Genomic DNA, 14,381 nt, shown 5'->3' with positions numbered 1-14,381 from the left:
ACAATGAGCCTGTCCCATTGGATGAGACCAGCGCTGTCATTCTATTTACTAGCAGTCACCTGATGTCCTTCATCAGACATCGAGGCACCAGCCAGGATCAGAGGAACGTGACACTATATCAAATAGAAGTTCGAGCAGCCGCGGATCGTCATGACGTTCACGCGCACCAGCTCGTTCATGAAATATTACAGTTACCAACCAAGCATCTTCCGTCCCTCGCGGAACTATCCGCGGATACCCCACAACCTACGCTTCGTACAGCCCAGCTATATCGCATTCAAGGAGACCTGAGTACCGAACAGATTGATCAGCTGATACAACAGTTGCTAGTCGATCCAGTCGTACAGGAGGCGACATATACAGCAGAGGGCCAGCCCACCAGAAACACAGAGACAGGTCACATTGTCGATGTGTTTTTTCATGCCGGTGTCACCGATACACTGGCGGAAAGCGTGATGGCGGGCGCGCAGATGGTGGGGATCACGGGGATTGAAGCTGTCGAAACCGGCCGCCGCTATGTGCTGGATGGTCGCCTCAGCGAGGCAGACGCCCACAGCATCGCCCGGTCCTTATTATTTAACGCCGTCATTCAGCACTATACGCTTGATCCCTTCCAGGGTTCCACGACGGCCCAGCCGATCCACGACCTGCCGCCGGTCACTGCTGCACAAGCGGACGGCCAGACAACCGATATCAGCAGTACGGATCACGCGCAGCACGCGGTACGCACTATTTTTCTCTCCGGTATGAACGATGAACAGCTTATGGAGGTCAGTCGGGCGGGTCTGCTCTCCCTCAATCTAGAGGAGATGCGCACGATCCAACGACATTACCGGGATCAGGGGCGCGAGCCAACCGATGTCGAGCTAGAGACACTGGCCCAGACATGGTCAGAGCACTGTTCCCATAAGACATTTAAAGCCACCGTCCAGTATCGTGAGATAGATGCGCAGGGCCATACAATCGAGAGCGAGACCATCGAGGGACTGCTCAAGCGCTACATCGTCAGCGCGACCGACAAGGTCAAGCAGGACTGGCTGGTGTCGGCCTTCAGCGATAACGCCGGCATTATCCGGCTGACCGATACGCAGGATGTGGCCTTTAAGGTTGAGACGCATAACCATCCATCGGCCATCGAGCCCTTTGGTGGCGCCAACACGGGCGTCGGCGGCGTCATTCGCGACGTCGTAGGCGTCTCGGCGCAGCCCATCGCCTGCACCGATATTCTTTGCTTCGGTCCGCTGGACACGCCAGCAGACGAGCTCCCAGCTGGTGTTTTAACGCCCCGGCGCATCGCCAGTGGTGTCGTCAATGGTGTCCGCGATTACGGTAACAAGATGGGCATTCCAACCGTCAATGGAGCCATCCTTTACCATCCCGGCTATACATATAATCCGCTGGTCTTCTGCGGCTGCCTGGGCATCCTTCCTCACGGAAGCCATCCCACCACGGTTGAGCCCGGCGACCTGATCGTTTCGCTGGGAGGGCGTACCGGCCGTGACGGCGTGCATGGCGCAACCTTCTCATCTGGCGAGATGAGCCTGGAGATCAATACGCAGGCCGGGACCGCCGTGCAGATCGGCGCCCCCATCACCGAGAAGAAGGTTACCGACGTCATCATCCAGGCACGCGATCGCCGCCTGTATCACGCCATCACGGACTGTGGAGCTGGTGGCTTCTCATCGGCCATCGGCGAGATGGGCTCCAAAACAGGGGCCCGCGTCGAGCTCAGCAAGGCGCCACTGAAATATCAGGGGCTGGCCCCCTGGGAAATCTGGCTCTCCGAGGCCCAGGAGCGCATGGTGCTGGCCGTCCCGCCGGCCCATCTTGATCAGCTGCTGGAGATCTGCGCCATTGAAGAGGTCGAGGCCAGTATCCTGGGCACCTTCACCGGCGACCACCGCCTGACCCTGACCTACAATGGACAGGTCGTGGCCGATATGGACATGGAATTCCTCCATGATGGTCTGCCAAGGAAAACGCTGGACGCGTTATGGAAACAGCCCGAAAATAGAGCAGCCGACAAAACCAGTATTGATAACGAGAGCCACGTACCCCAGGGGGTAACAGGCTCGCTCGCCCCCACACTACTAGCCCTGTTGCGTCATCCCTCGATCGCTTCCAAAGAAGAGGTCGTGCGGCGCTACGACCACGAAGTACAGGGCGGCACCGTACGCAAGCCGCTGGTCGGACGCGCGGGCAATGGTCCAGGAGACGCGGCGGTCCTTCAGCCATTGATTGAGGAAGATCCAGACTCGAAAGCTGGCGTTGTCCTCTCAAACGGCGTTAACCCGCTCTATGGCAAGATTGACCCCTATCATATGGCCGTCAATGCGGTAGACGAGGCGCTGCGCAACCTGACCGCCGTAGGAGGCGACGTCACCCACGCCGCGATCCTCGACAACTTCTGCTGGGGCAATCCTACTGATCCAGAGCAACTGGGTCTGCTGGTACGAGCGGTCAAAGGCTGCCACGACGCGGCGGTCGGCTTCGGCACCCCATTTATTTCAGGCAAAGATAGTCTGAACAATGAGTACAGGGCCGATGGACAACGCTTCCCCGTCATTCCCACGCTGGTCATCTCAGCGGTCAGCGTCATAAAGGATGTCACTCCAACCGTGGATATGGCATTGAAGACGCCAGGCAACCTGCTCTACCAGGTAGGCGGAACACGCAACGAGATGGCGGGCTCACATTATGGAGAGTTAATCGATACCGATTCTTTCGCCCGGCTCTTCCCCCTCACCAGGGTGCCCCAGGTTCGGATCGCGCATGCGCGGCAGACCATGGCTACACTGGGAGCGGCGATTCAGCGTGGGCTGGTGCGCAGCTGCCACGATCTATCTGAAGGGGGGCTGGCAGTGGCGGCGGCGGAAATGTCGCTGGCCGGAATGCGGGGAGCCACCCTGCACATCAATCGCTTCGGCCTGCAAAGCGCGGATGGGCTCTCAAGCAGCGCCGTGGCCATCGCCAAGCTCTTCAGTGAATCCGCAACGCGCTTCCTGGTAGAGGTGACACCCGAACAACTGGGGGCATTTGAGAACTACATGCATGCCAACGGGGTAGAGGAACTCTACCGTATTGGTAGTGTCAATAACACCTCGCGCTTCACCGTTCAGAATGGAGAGGAAGAGTTGTTCAACGTTGGCATCGACGAGCTGCAGACATCCTGGAAGGGAGGACGGGCATAATGGGCGCATTACGTGCATTGGTCTTACGTGCCCCGGGCATCAACTGTGATCGCGAAACGGCCCAGGCCTGTCGGCTGGTCGGTTTTGAAACCGAGCTCGTACATATCAACCAGCTTATCAAGTCGCCAGAGCAGCTGCTTGAGTACCACTTCCTGGCCATCCCAGGCGGATTCTCCTATGGAGACGACCTGGGGGCCGGAACATTGCTGGCCAAAAGCTGCAGCTGCACCTGGGGGAGCAGCTCAGGCAATTTGTCGCCGAGGGCCGCCCAGTCCTCGGTATCTGTAACGGCTTCCAGGTACTGGTAAGGCTGGGATTACTGCCCGGCAACCAGTCCGATGACGCTCCACGGGCCACGCTGACCGAAAACGAACTGGCCCAGTTCGAGTGTCGCTGGGTCACCATGGCGGCGCAGAAAAGTCCCTGTATCTTCACGCGAGACATCGAACGAGCCATCGAGCTGCCGGTCGCCCATGGGGAGGGACAATTTGTGCTGGCCGGAGACCTTGCCAGCCTGCAGGATCACGGCCAGGTACCACTGGTCTACGCCAGCAGCGGCGACGGGCAGGAAGTCAGCTATCCCGACAATCCCAATGGCTCGCTTGGTAACGTCGCCGGCGTCTGCAACGCGCAGGGCAACGTCTTTGGACTGATGCCGCATCCCGAGCGCTACGTCAACGCCCTGCAGCATCCACAGCGCCGGGGCAAGAGCAACGATCGAGGAGACGGCCTGCTGATCTTCCAGAACGCCTATAGCTACGCGCAAACGCTGTTACAACAGGAAGAGACATCCACCGCGCGGGCCAGCGAAAAGCCGGAGGCCATCTCGTACGCCTCCAGTGGAGTAGATATCGAGGCTGGTGAAAAAGCCGTGCGCCTGATGAAAGAGGCGGTGCGCGCCGCGCAGGGTCCCAACGTACTGGCCGGAGTCGGTGCCTTCGCCGGCGTCTTCAGCGCCCGCGCCTTGCGCAAAATGGAAAAGCCCGCGCTGGTCGCCTCAACGGACGGCGTGGGGACCAAGACGCTGCTCGCAGCGCAGGCCGGTCGCTACGACACGATCGGCTTCGACATCGTCAATCACTCGATCAACGATCTGCTGGCCCAGGGGGCGAAGCCGCTCTTCTTCATGGACTACCTGGCCGTCAATAAACTGGACCCCGAGCGGGTCGCGACCATTGTGCGCGGCGTCGCCAATGCCTGCCAGGAAGCGAGCTGCGCGCTGTTGGGAGGCGAGACCGCCGAGATGCCCGACGTCTACGCTCCGGGCGCCTTTGATCTGGCCGGCACCATCGTTGGCGTCGTCGAAGAGGACGAGGCCCAGAACGGTAGCACCATCGAAGCAGGAGATGTGATCCTGGGGCTCCCATCCAATGGACTGCATACCAACGGCTACTCCCTGGGCCGCCGTGTCTTCGCGAACCATGCATTAGATACGGTTGTGCCTGAGCTGGGTGAAACACTGGCGGACGCGCTGCTGCGCCCCCATCGCAGCTACCTGCGCGAGATCACACTGTTGCGAGAGTACCTGGCGGATCGTGGTCGCTACATCAAAGGGGTGGCGCACATCACCGGTGGTGGATTCAAAGGAAACATTTCTCGCATCCTCCCGGTTGGCATGCAGGCCAACATAGACACGCACACCTGGACCGTGCCGGCGCTCTTCCAGCTGATCGCCCGCCTGGGCAACATCGAAGAGGAAGAGCTCTACCGCACCTTTAACATGGGTATCGGCATGGTCATCGTGCTGGCGCCCAAAGCGGCGCTGGAGGCGCGCAGCCTCCTGCCAGAGCTACGGACCATCGGCACCATCACTCGTGGCGAAGGGGTCTGCATGAAGTTTTAAGTGTTTTGTCTCGCGCCGCCTGCGGCGGCGCGAGACAAAACACTTAAAACTTCATGCAACGTAGCTCCTATTCGTAGTAGTAGGTCAGGGTTTTCGAGAAAGGATTATCCCAATATGACCAATAGTAACGCTCTCTTTGGTTCCTTGCTAACCGAAGGCAAGACCAAGAAGATCTATGCCTATCCTGAGGACGACACCCTGGTCTATATGGTTGGCAAAGATCAGATTACAGCCGGCGATGGCGCGCGCCGCAATGTTATCGCGGGCAAATCGCGTTTGAGCACTATCACGACCGCCAACGTTTTTCGTCTGCTCAATGAAAATGGTATCGCTACCCACTTCGTCAAGAAGGTTGACGATACCACCCTGCTGGTCAAACGTTGTGATATGCTACCAATAGAGCATGTGCAGCGCCGCATCGCCACAGGATCATATCTCAAACGTCATCCCGAGGTCAGCGAAGGGACACGCTTCGATCCTGTCCTGATTGAAACCTTCTTAAAGGATGATGCCCGCCACGATCCACAGATCGAAGCCAGCGATATCATCGCGTCTGGCATAGCCAGTGCCAATGAGATCGATTGGATGGCCCGCGAGGGACGACGCGTCTTCGACGTGTTGGAGCGCGCATGGCGCAGCGCCGATGTCACGCTCGTCGATCTCAAGATCGAGTTTGGCCGCGACCCACAGGGAGGGCTGATGGTTGCCGACGTCATTGACAACGACAGCTGGCGCCTCTGGCCCGGTGGCGACAAATCGCGTATGCTCGACAAACAGGTCTATCGCAATCTCCAGGAGATCACGCCCGCGGCACTGCAAGATATCGCGGACCGCTATGCGCTGGTGGCAGATCTGACAGGGAAGTTAAAGGTCAACTAACATAAAAGAGACCTCAGACTCATATGATTATTGGGTTACATATCTTGCATAAGCAGAATACGAGGAGCCGAGTATGGAGCGACTACACGACGCTTGCGGAATAGTAGGGATCTATATGCCGAAGGGCGACGATAGTCTCGACGTGCGGCGTTACATTACCCTGGCATTAACCGCCTTACAACACCGAGGGCAGGAGAGCGCCGGCATGGCCGTCTACGACGACCACGGCCAGGTAGCCCACCGCGTTGGAATGGGAAAAGTACGCGAAGTCTTTCAAGATTCAGGCACGAGCCTGCCAGAGACCTACTGTGGCATCGGGCACGTGCGCTATTCAACCACGGGTTCAAGCTGTGTGGAGAATGCCGGCCCATTCGTGGTTGGTGAGCGTAGCGGTCAATACGACACGATCGCGCTGGCTCACAACGGCAATATCGTCAATGGCAATACGTTACGGGACCTCTTTCCCAAAGAGACATTGAGATCAACCACGGAGAGCGAAATCTTAGCGCTTATGCTGCTCTATGCCCAGGGCAAGACCCTGCGCGAGCGCATGATCGAGACCTTTCCCGCCTTGCGCGGCTCCTACAGCCTGGTGATACTGGCCGAAGGCAAGCTCTACGCGATGCGCGATCCCTGGGGCATGCGTCCACTGTGCATTGGCCGCATCGGCAATAGCTGGATCGCCACCTCCGAGTCTTGCGCCCTCGACCGCATGGGCGCGACCTATATACGCGAGGTTGAGCCGGGCGAATTTATCACCTTCGACGAAGATGGCATGCACTCAGAACTGCTGGTCAAAGCCCAGAAAACCTCTCTCTGCGTCTTTGAGCATATCTATTTTTCTGATGCCACCAGCCGCCTCAACGACGCTTATATCTATAATGTACGCGAGGCTCTGGGCCGTGAACTGGCCCGTGAACATCCCGTTGATGCCGACCTGGTCGTGCCGGTACCCGACTCGTCGATACCGGCCGCCCTCGGCTATGCCAACGCCTCCGGGATCGCCTACAGCCAGGCCATCATCAAGAATCGCTATAGCGACCGTACCTTTATCAAACCAGATCAGCGTCTGCGCCAGCTTGAGGTGGATCTGAAATTCAACTTCGTGCAGCCCAAAGTTGAGGGGAAGCGCCTGGTGATCGTCGATGACTCGATCGTGCGCGGCAACACGATGAAGCGCCTGGTCTCGGCGCTGCGCAATCGTGGCGTCAAAGAGATCCACCTGCGCTCGAGCGCGCCGCCGCTGCGCCATCCCTGCTACTTTGGCATCGACATTCCCCAGGAAGAGGAACTGATCGCCGCCGGGCGCACCGTGCAGGAAGTGGCGGATTATATCGGGGTCGATAGCCTGGGCTACGTCAGCCTGTCGGGGCTGGGACGAGCTATTCAGACGGCTGAAACCCCCAATCTGCATCCCGATGATAAAGAGGCCCTGGCCTTTTTGAACAAGGAGTTCTGCTATGGCTGCATGGAGAAGCAGGGCTGGCCCTTTGATCCCATTGCGGCGGCCAACCATGGCGCTCAGCCGGCCACTTTTTTCCCACGGGATACAGCGATAAAAGGACAATAATCAATCAAGGTGGTCGTTGCCATGCCGTCTCGGCATGGCAACGACCACCTTGATGTTGGAGGGATATATTTTATGCGTGTATTAGTGATTGGGTCGGGGGCGCGTGAGCATGCGCTGGTCTGGAAACTGGCGCAGAGCCCACGCGTCACGAAGATCTATGCGGCCCCGGGCAATCCTGGGATGGCGCCCTACGCGGAACGCGTCGCCCTGGGTGTCAACCAGTTGCATGACCTGGCCTCATTCGCCGAGAATAACGCGATCGATTTCACCGTGGTGGGTCCTGAAGCGCCTTTGATTGAAGGGATCGTCGATCTATTCCGCCGTCGCGGCCTCAACGTCTTTGGTCCTGATAAGGCCGGAGCCGCCCTGGAGGGCAGCAAGGCCTTCACCAAGGAGCTGCTGACGCAGGCGGGAATTCCAACGGCGCAGCACCAGACCTTTAACGATTATACGAAGGCCAGAGCATACCTGGATCAGCATGGTGCTCCCATCGTTGTGAAGGCGGATGGCAATGCGGCGGGCAAGGGGGCGATCGTCGCCCTTGATATGGAGACGGCGCAAGAGGCGCTGAAACAGATGATGGTCGATCGCGTCTTTGGGTCCGCCGGCGATATCGTGGTGCTCGAAGATTACCTGGAGGGCGATGAGATCGGTGCCACCGCCATCTGTAACGGAACCAGTTTTCTGCCCCTGGCGCTGTCCCAGGATCACAAACGGGCGTTAGACAACGACAAGGGTCTAAACACCGGTGGTATGGGTGTCTTTACCCCGCTGCCGTTTGTGGACGCGGCCGCCAGCGAGCGCATCTATAACGAAGTGATCGCCGCCACCCTCAACGCCATGCAACAGACCGGCGTCAACTTCACCGGCGTCCTCTACTCAAACATCATGCTCACGGCCAGCGGCCCGAAGGTCATCGAACACAACACCCGCTTCGGTGATCCCGAGACGCAGGCCTTCATGTTGCTGCTGAAAGAGGATATCCTGAACGTACTCGAGTTCGCCTCTGGTCGCCAGGTTGATCCAAACGCGCTCTGGCATCCGGGTTCGGCCGTCAGCCTGACCCTGGCCTCGGGTGGCTATCCCGGCGGCTACCGCTCCGGTATTCCCATCACAGGCATCGAGGAGGCCAACAAACTTGAGGGGGTGCAGGTCTTCCACGCAGGAACCGCTCTGAAAGATGATCAGCTGGTTACTGCCGGGGGCCGCGTTTTGAGCGTAGTGGCGCGCGGCAACAACTTGCAGGAGGCCGTCGATCGCGTCTATGACGCCGCCAGATACATCTCCTTCGAGGGGATGCACTATCGCAAAGACATCGCCCACCGTGGGCTTGAAGCTATAAAACACTAGAGGATAACAAGGGATGAGTGGTATTGAACATAGCAGCCAACCGTCGGAGAGCAAGTCGGTCGCGCCCCTGCGCGTGGCCGTGCTTATTTCAGGCAGCGGGAGCAATCTGCAGGCTTTGATCGATGCGGTCGAGGGCCGGCAGTTGCCCGGCGTTGAAATTGTACTGGTAATCAGCAATAAAGCCAGCGCCCAGGGATTGCAGCGCGCGCTCAAGCATAAGCTGCCGGCGGCCTATATTCCCTGGAAGAAGCGCGAGGAGGCGGAGCAGCAGATGCTGTCACTTCTCCAGCTCTTCCGGGCCGACCTGATCGTGCTGGCGGGGCTGGATGCGCATCCTGAGTGCCGGATTCATTTCCCGATTTCCACAGCGCATGATAAACCTGCATCCCGCCCTGCTACCCGACGATAGCGGCGATACGTATACCACCAGCGATGGCAGTGAGATCCCGGCCCTGCGCGGTCTGCACGTCATCGAGCGGGCCATTGAGGCGAGTTTGAAAGTAACCGGGAGCACCATTCATTATGTGATCCCGGCGGTCGATGCTGGTCCGGTCATCGGCCGGGCCGAGGTAGCAATCGAGCCCGGCGATACCCCTGATACCCTGCAAGAGAAGCTCAAGAATCAGGAGCACCGCCTGATTGTGGAGGCTGTGCGCGCCTATGCCGAGCAAGTCCGTCTCGTCGCCCCCACCCAATAACAACGCTTTCGTCCGGCGGTAAGGTCCGGGAGCGAATCGTGCGCGGAGTGGGGGAAATCGGATGCGAGGTCCGAACGTATGGGGTTTCGGCCCAACCGATGAGGTGGAGTTGGTCGGAGGGTTGGGTGGTTTCGATGGTGGTTTGTTTGTTGTGAGGGATCAGGGTCCCGATGACGATGCTGCTGGCAATACCATGACTGCCAGGGGTGCGGTTCAGGACCACATAGTGGTGGTTATCACGCGCGAGGATACCGTCAGCAGTATAGGCAAACTGGGGAAAGTCGCTGGTGCTGCCAGGAGCGGCGGTACTGATGCGCGTCAGGGCTGTACCATCGGTGTGGATAGTCCAGAGTCCATTTTGCTCTTCATCATGGGGATCAAGCGTGAAGCTGCTGGCGGCGAACGTGTAGCGCAGATTGCCGACCACGAAAAGAAGGGTAGTCGGAGAGATGGCGCGTACATAGATAATCGCCCTGTCAGGCAAGCTATAGATGACGCGCGCGCTCCCACCGTGCAGGGATTGGATCTGGATACGCGCGGGACCGGTCTGGGCGGTGCTCTGACTATCGCTGGCCATGGTGCATGTACTGGTGATCGCCGAAGCATTATCGGGCGTCACATCCATGTCCAGGCAGGCACAGGGATCAGGTGTCGTCAACAGCAGCTTTAGATTGGTGGCCTGCTGGCTCTGATCCAGGCCAACATCCCGCAAAAGATAGAGGTTGAAGCGATCACGTAGCGGAAAGGGTCCCCCACCACCGACTCCGGTCAGCGACTCGGTCATATAGAGGCTGTGGTTGCCGGCCCACTTAAGAGGCTCATAGCCCGACTGATCAACAGGTTGACGCAGCACCAGGCGTAACGTTCCCCGGAGCAGATCTATGCTGTAGGTACTGATGCCGTTGTAGCGCAGATTCTCATACGGCCGGCCGAACACCACATAGCGCTGATCGGGTGACAGCAGAAAATTCGAGATAAAGGGAGCGCAATAGAGGGTCTGCAGATAACTGCCATCGATGCGCACCAGTTGCAACGCCTGCCGCCCCTGATAGGCGCTACGCTTCAGCAGAATCCACTCACCATCCGGCGATACGCGCGCATCGACCGTATAATCATCGCTATCAAGCTGCACCAGCGTCATCTTTTGCCCGTTCTCCGGATCGTAACGCACCAGGGACTGCTGGCCGGCGCGCATCAGGGTATAAATAACATACTGATGGTGCTCCGTGGCGGGAAGGGCAGGCATAAACGCGCTCCGCGCGCCGCCCGGCGGCGGGCAATTGCTGTCACTGGCCTGGGTCTGCATCGGCCGAGCATCGACACTAGATTGACAGAAGCAAGTAACAACCAATGCGCATGCTACATACACCAGAATGAGCGGGGAACGAAACATAGACCGCTGCTCCCTGTAAAATAAAAGATCCGACAAACTTTATCCGCTTAAACTCATTTAATCTCCTTTTACATTATAAACATTGTTAATAATGCACATCCAATGGGGAAGGTGGTTTCGTTGGAGGGACGTGCGCGCAAAGCTGGAGCGAGCCTGGCACATATGGTGGAGGGCATGTTGCGTTTGGTGGTAGGGCTCAAAAACAGGTATGGTTGCGTTTAAACTGACACTATTTTTGTGTTTGAATCGTAAACCCCTGTATAGATCACCATACTACAAATGGTATTATGAAACATAAAAGTGATAGAAAATCGCTTTAGCGAAATAAAGCAGGGTTCCATAACCTTGTAAGTGATAAAAGCACGGCAAGCAGAAAGGAACGGCACAATGACAACATCTCAAAATCCATTGGTGATAGGTATTTTTCAAGAGGAGGCTAAGGCCAAGCAGGCTCTGTCGGAGCTAAACTCGGCCGGATTCGCCAAGGATCAGCTCGGACTCGCGAATACAAGCGGAGAGACGGCCGGTACCAATCTAGGATCGGAGTTGATGAAATTCGGTGTGCCCCAGGAGCATGCGGGTTATTATCACAATGCCTTCCAGTCTGGTCAGCATGTGGTCTCTGTACGTGCCGATGGTCGCGAGCAAGATGCGGCCCGTATCCTCAGCAATTATGGAGCTACGGGTCTCAACAGCGATCCCAATGCTGGTGCTGCCATGCCAAATAACGCTTCGCAGATGGCCTCATATAACACCTATGCGGACCCATCGCAGAACGCGGCCAATCAGCAGCAATACAATCAGCAGTATAACAATCCCAATTATAATAATGGAGGTATGAACATGGACAATCAACAACAATACAACGACCCCAATTATAATAATACCGATGATAACTACGATCGGAAAGATCGGCGCCAGTACAACGACCCCAATAACCAGAACTACAATAACCAGCAGCAGTACAGCGATCCCAATAACCAGAACTACAATAACCAGCAACAGTACAACGATCCCAACAATCCGAACTACAACAACCAGCAGCAGTACAACGATCCTAACAACCAGCAGTACAACGATCCTAACAACCAGCAGTACAACGACCCCAATAACCAGAACTTTAACAACCAGCAGTACAACGACCCCAATAACCAGAATTATAATCAGCAGCAGCAGTATAACGATCCTAACTACAATAACCAGCAGCAGTACAACAATTCTGGTTATGCTAATAATCAGGGGCAGTACAACGACTCCAATAACCAGAACTTTAACAACCAGCAGTACAATGACCCCAACAACCAGAACTTTAATCAGCAGCAGCAGTACAACAATTCTGGTTATGCTAATAATCAGGGGCAGTATAATGATCCGAACCAGCAGGGCTTCAATCAGGGGCAGTATGATGATCCCAATGCGAGGCGTGAGCGCCGCGAGGAGCGTCGTGAAGAGCGCCGTGAGGAACGTGGCAACAATTTCTAGCACGCCGGGGATTGTCAGGTTGGTATGATAAGCTGGCCGATCTTTCCAAAGCAATACAATAAAAAGCAGGGGCACCACTATGATTTGGCAGTGGTGCCCCTGCTTTTTATTGGTTTTCTATTCCACATGAACGCCCACGCGCTCCAGGAAGCGGCGGCTGATCTCGGCACGATGCTTGATGGGCATGCGACCCGGGATAAAATGCGAATCTGAGCCGGTAGTTCCCAGCAAATTATGCTCCTCCACATAGGCGATATAGGTTTTGACCATATCCTGTCTATGATAAGGATGATACATTTCGATGCCATCGATAGGGATCTCGGCGCGCAGTTGATCGAGCAGGGCCGTATCATAAAAGGTAAAACCGCCCTCGCGGCGGCCGGGATGAGCTATCAGGCAGACACCACCGCTACGATGGACCGCCTCAACGGTCTCGGCCATGTCGCAGCGCACGGAATAAAAGCCAGCCTCCTTCACCTTTTGCACGCCAGCATACCAGCTCGACACGTGTCCATGCTCACGCAGCAGCATGGCATTATCCATCTGATAAAGGAGCTTGCCGCCGTTGTCCGCCAGCAGTTCTTCCTGACGTGGAAAATCATAACCCATGCGGCGCAGGTTCTCGTTTATCTCGTAGGTGTTCTCTAGCTTGCGCTTCGCGATCGATTCCGTCAGGGTAACCAGTTCGTTGTGCTCAGGATCAAAGCCGTAGCAGAGCATGTCGCCCATGCGACCATTGCCAACGGGACCGTTCCATTCGGTGCTCATCTCAACGCCAGATAACACCGGTAACTGTTGGGCCGCGCCAAGCGCCTGGATTTCAGCCACTTTATCAACACGGTCGTGGTCGGTTACAGCAACCAGGTTGAATTTTTCCCTGGCCAGAAAATCGATCACCTGTTGGGCCGGCCAACGTCCATCACTATAAGTTGTATGCATGTGCAGGTCGATGGAATCATCGGGACGTAAAGTTACAGTTGTAGTCAGACGAGGCAAGATTAACTCCTTTTAAAAAGAGATGATAGACAGTAGATTAAATCCGATACTCTTCTTATTTATAATCGTACCACAGATCGGTTTAAGGGTTGAAATCAGATTTATTTTTTTATGGAGAGCGCAGCCCTCCATAAAAAAATAAAAAGAGGTTTTGTGGGGGACACCCCCAACCCCCGGCAGGAGGGCTCGCCGCCCTCCTGCACCTCCCGCTTTAATGGGCGCTGAGGCCGAAGTCGATGGGGATGTGAAGGAGGCTGAGGAGGGCTACTAGAAGGGGGGCAACGAGCAGGGCGGGGAGCATGTTGGCGACTTTTATGCGTTTGATGTCGAGGATGTTGAGGGCCAGGCCAACGAGGATAACTCCACCGACGGCCGCTAACTCGATGACGCGCGGCTGCTGCGCCATGCTGAGATGTGGGTCCGAGACCAGCAGCGGCTTAACCAGTCCGGCGAGCAGGGAGATGCCGCCCTGCACGACTAAGATGGTGGCGCCGGCGAAGAGGGTGCCGATGCCAAAGCTGCTGGCAAAAATAATGGCGGAGAAACCATCCAGCACCGCCTTGATGGCGAGCAGGCGATAGTCGCCGGTCAGGCCATCGTTAATGGAGCCAAGGATCGTCAGGGGGCCGACACAGAATTGTAGACTGGCAATCACAAAGGCTGTAGTGAAGTTTATGTTATGTCGACTATCGTCGGCACGGCTGAAGCGCTTTTTCAACCAATCGCCTAGCCAGTTGATCCTCCTATCGATATCGATCAATTCTCCAATGACGGAGCCGATCACCAGGGCAAGCAGAGGAATTAAGGCGTTGCGGGTCGTGATGCCTGATGAGATACCCATCACGATGGTGATCAGGCCGATGGCAGCGATGACAATGGTTTTGATGCGGTCAGGCAGGCGCTCGCCGATCAGCAGTCCCAGCACCCCGCCGACCATCACGGTAGCGAAATTAATCAATGTTCCCGTCATAAAAAAGAT

11 protein-coding genes and 1 pseudogene are annotated in these 14,381 nt (G+C 56.7%); 9 read left to right on the top strand and 3 right to left on the bottom strand.

Features of this window, described 5'->3' with window-relative positions; genetic code table 11:
• Window positions 1-107 precede the first annotated feature (107 nt).
• The 8 genes and pseudogenes from purL to purN (AABA21_RS24715) all read left to right on the top strand — a co-directional run bounded on the left by purL (window position 108) and on the right by purN (AABA21_RS24715) (window position 9,531).
• Entirely contained in the window at window positions 108-3,191 is a 3,084-nt protein-coding gene (gene purL / locus AABA21_RS24750) for a phosphoribosylformylglycinamidine synthase subunit PurL (RefSeq protein ID WP_338254387.1), read from the top strand.
• Window positions 3,191-3,891: pseudogene (gene purQ / locus AABA21_RS24745) on the top strand (phosphoribosylformylglycinamidine synthase I); the annotation flags it as partial. The gene purL and the pseudogene purQ, both read left to right, overlap by 1 nt.
• Window positions 3,874-5,034 (top strand): phosphoribosylformylglycinamidine cyclo-ligase, encoded by a 1,161-nt coding sequence (purM, locus tag AABA21_RS24740; RefSeq protein WP_338258470.1) that lies wholly within the window; start codon window positions 3,874-3,876, stop codon window positions 5,032-5,034. The pseudogene purQ and the gene purM, both read left to right, overlap by 18 nt.
• Window positions 5,035-5,148: 114 nt before the next feature.
• On the top strand, window positions 5,149-5,913 hold the full coding sequence (locus AABA21_RS24735) for a phosphoribosylaminoimidazolesuccinocarboxamide synthase (protein ID WP_338254385.1): 765 nt from the start codon (window positions 5,149-5,151) through the stop codon (window positions 5,911-5,913).
• Window positions 5,914-5,986: 73 nt separating this feature from the next.
• The gene (purF, locus tag AABA21_RS24730) at window positions 5,987-7,483 is read left to right on the top strand and encodes an amidophosphoribosyltransferase (RefSeq protein ID WP_338254384.1); all 1,497 of its coding nucleotides are present in this window, start codon (window positions 5,987-5,989) and stop codon (window positions 7,481-7,483) included.
• Between the two features lie 72 nt (window positions 7,484-7,555).
• The gene (gene purD / locus AABA21_RS24725; RefSeq protein WP_338254382.1) at window positions 7,556-8,833 is read left to right on the top strand and encodes a phosphoribosylamine--glycine ligase; all 1,278 of its coding nucleotides are present in this window, start codon (window positions 7,556-7,558) and stop codon (window positions 8,831-8,833) included.
• A 13-nt stretch (window positions 8,834-8,846) separates the two neighbouring features.
• Window positions 8,847-9,242: a phosphoribosylglycinamide formyltransferase gene (purN, locus tag AABA21_RS24720; RefSeq protein WP_338254381.1), complete on the top strand. Its 396-nt coding sequence runs from the start codon at window positions 8,847-8,849 to the stop codon at window positions 9,240-9,242.
• Window positions 9,205-9,531: a phosphoribosylglycinamide formyltransferase gene (gene purN / locus AABA21_RS24715; RefSeq protein WP_338254380.1), complete on the top strand. Its 327-nt coding sequence runs from the start codon at window positions 9,205-9,207 to the stop codon at window positions 9,529-9,531. The genes purN (AABA21_RS24720) and purN (AABA21_RS24715) overlap by 38 nt, the downstream gene beginning before the upstream one ends.
• On the opposite strand, the gene AABA21_RS24710 is transcribed toward purN (AABA21_RS24715), so the two are convergent.
• Window positions 9,449-10,924 (bottom strand): TolB-like translocation protein, encoded by a 1,476-nt coding sequence (locus AABA21_RS24710; RefSeq protein ID WP_338254379.1) that lies wholly within the window; start codon window positions 10,922-10,924, stop codon window positions 9,449-9,451. The two genes, purN (AABA21_RS24715) and AABA21_RS24710, sit on opposite strands and share 83 nt — an antisense overlap.
• Window positions 10,925-11,311: 387 nt before the next feature.
• Here AABA21_RS24710 and AABA21_RS24705 point away from each other — a divergent pair, with 387 nt between their 5' ends.
• The gene (locus AABA21_RS24705; protein ID WP_338254378.1) at window positions 11,312-12,406 is read left to right on the top strand and encodes a hypothetical protein; all 1,095 of its coding nucleotides are present in this window, start codon (window positions 11,312-11,314) and stop codon (window positions 12,404-12,406) included.
• Window positions 12,407-12,523: 117 nt separating this feature from the next.
• Here AABA21_RS24705 and AABA21_RS24700 read toward each other — a convergent pair whose 3' ends face one another.
• Both AABA21_RS24700 and AABA21_RS24695 read right to left on the bottom strand, forming a co-directional pair.
• Entirely contained in the window at window positions 12,524-13,402 is an 879-nt protein-coding gene (locus AABA21_RS24700) for a PHP domain-containing protein (RefSeq protein ID WP_338254377.1), read from the bottom strand.
• A gap of 211 nt (window positions 13,403-13,613) precedes the next feature.
• Entirely contained in the window at window positions 13,614-14,372 is a 759-nt protein-coding gene (locus AABA21_RS24695; protein WP_338254376.1) for a DUF554 domain-containing protein, read from the bottom strand.
• Window positions 14,373-14,381: the final 9 nt, after the last annotated feature.

Source organism: Dictyobacter halimunensis, from assembly GCF_036245075.1.
Note: the sequence above shows the minus strand (reverse complement) of the source record. Positions and strands in the feature narration are given on the sequence as shown.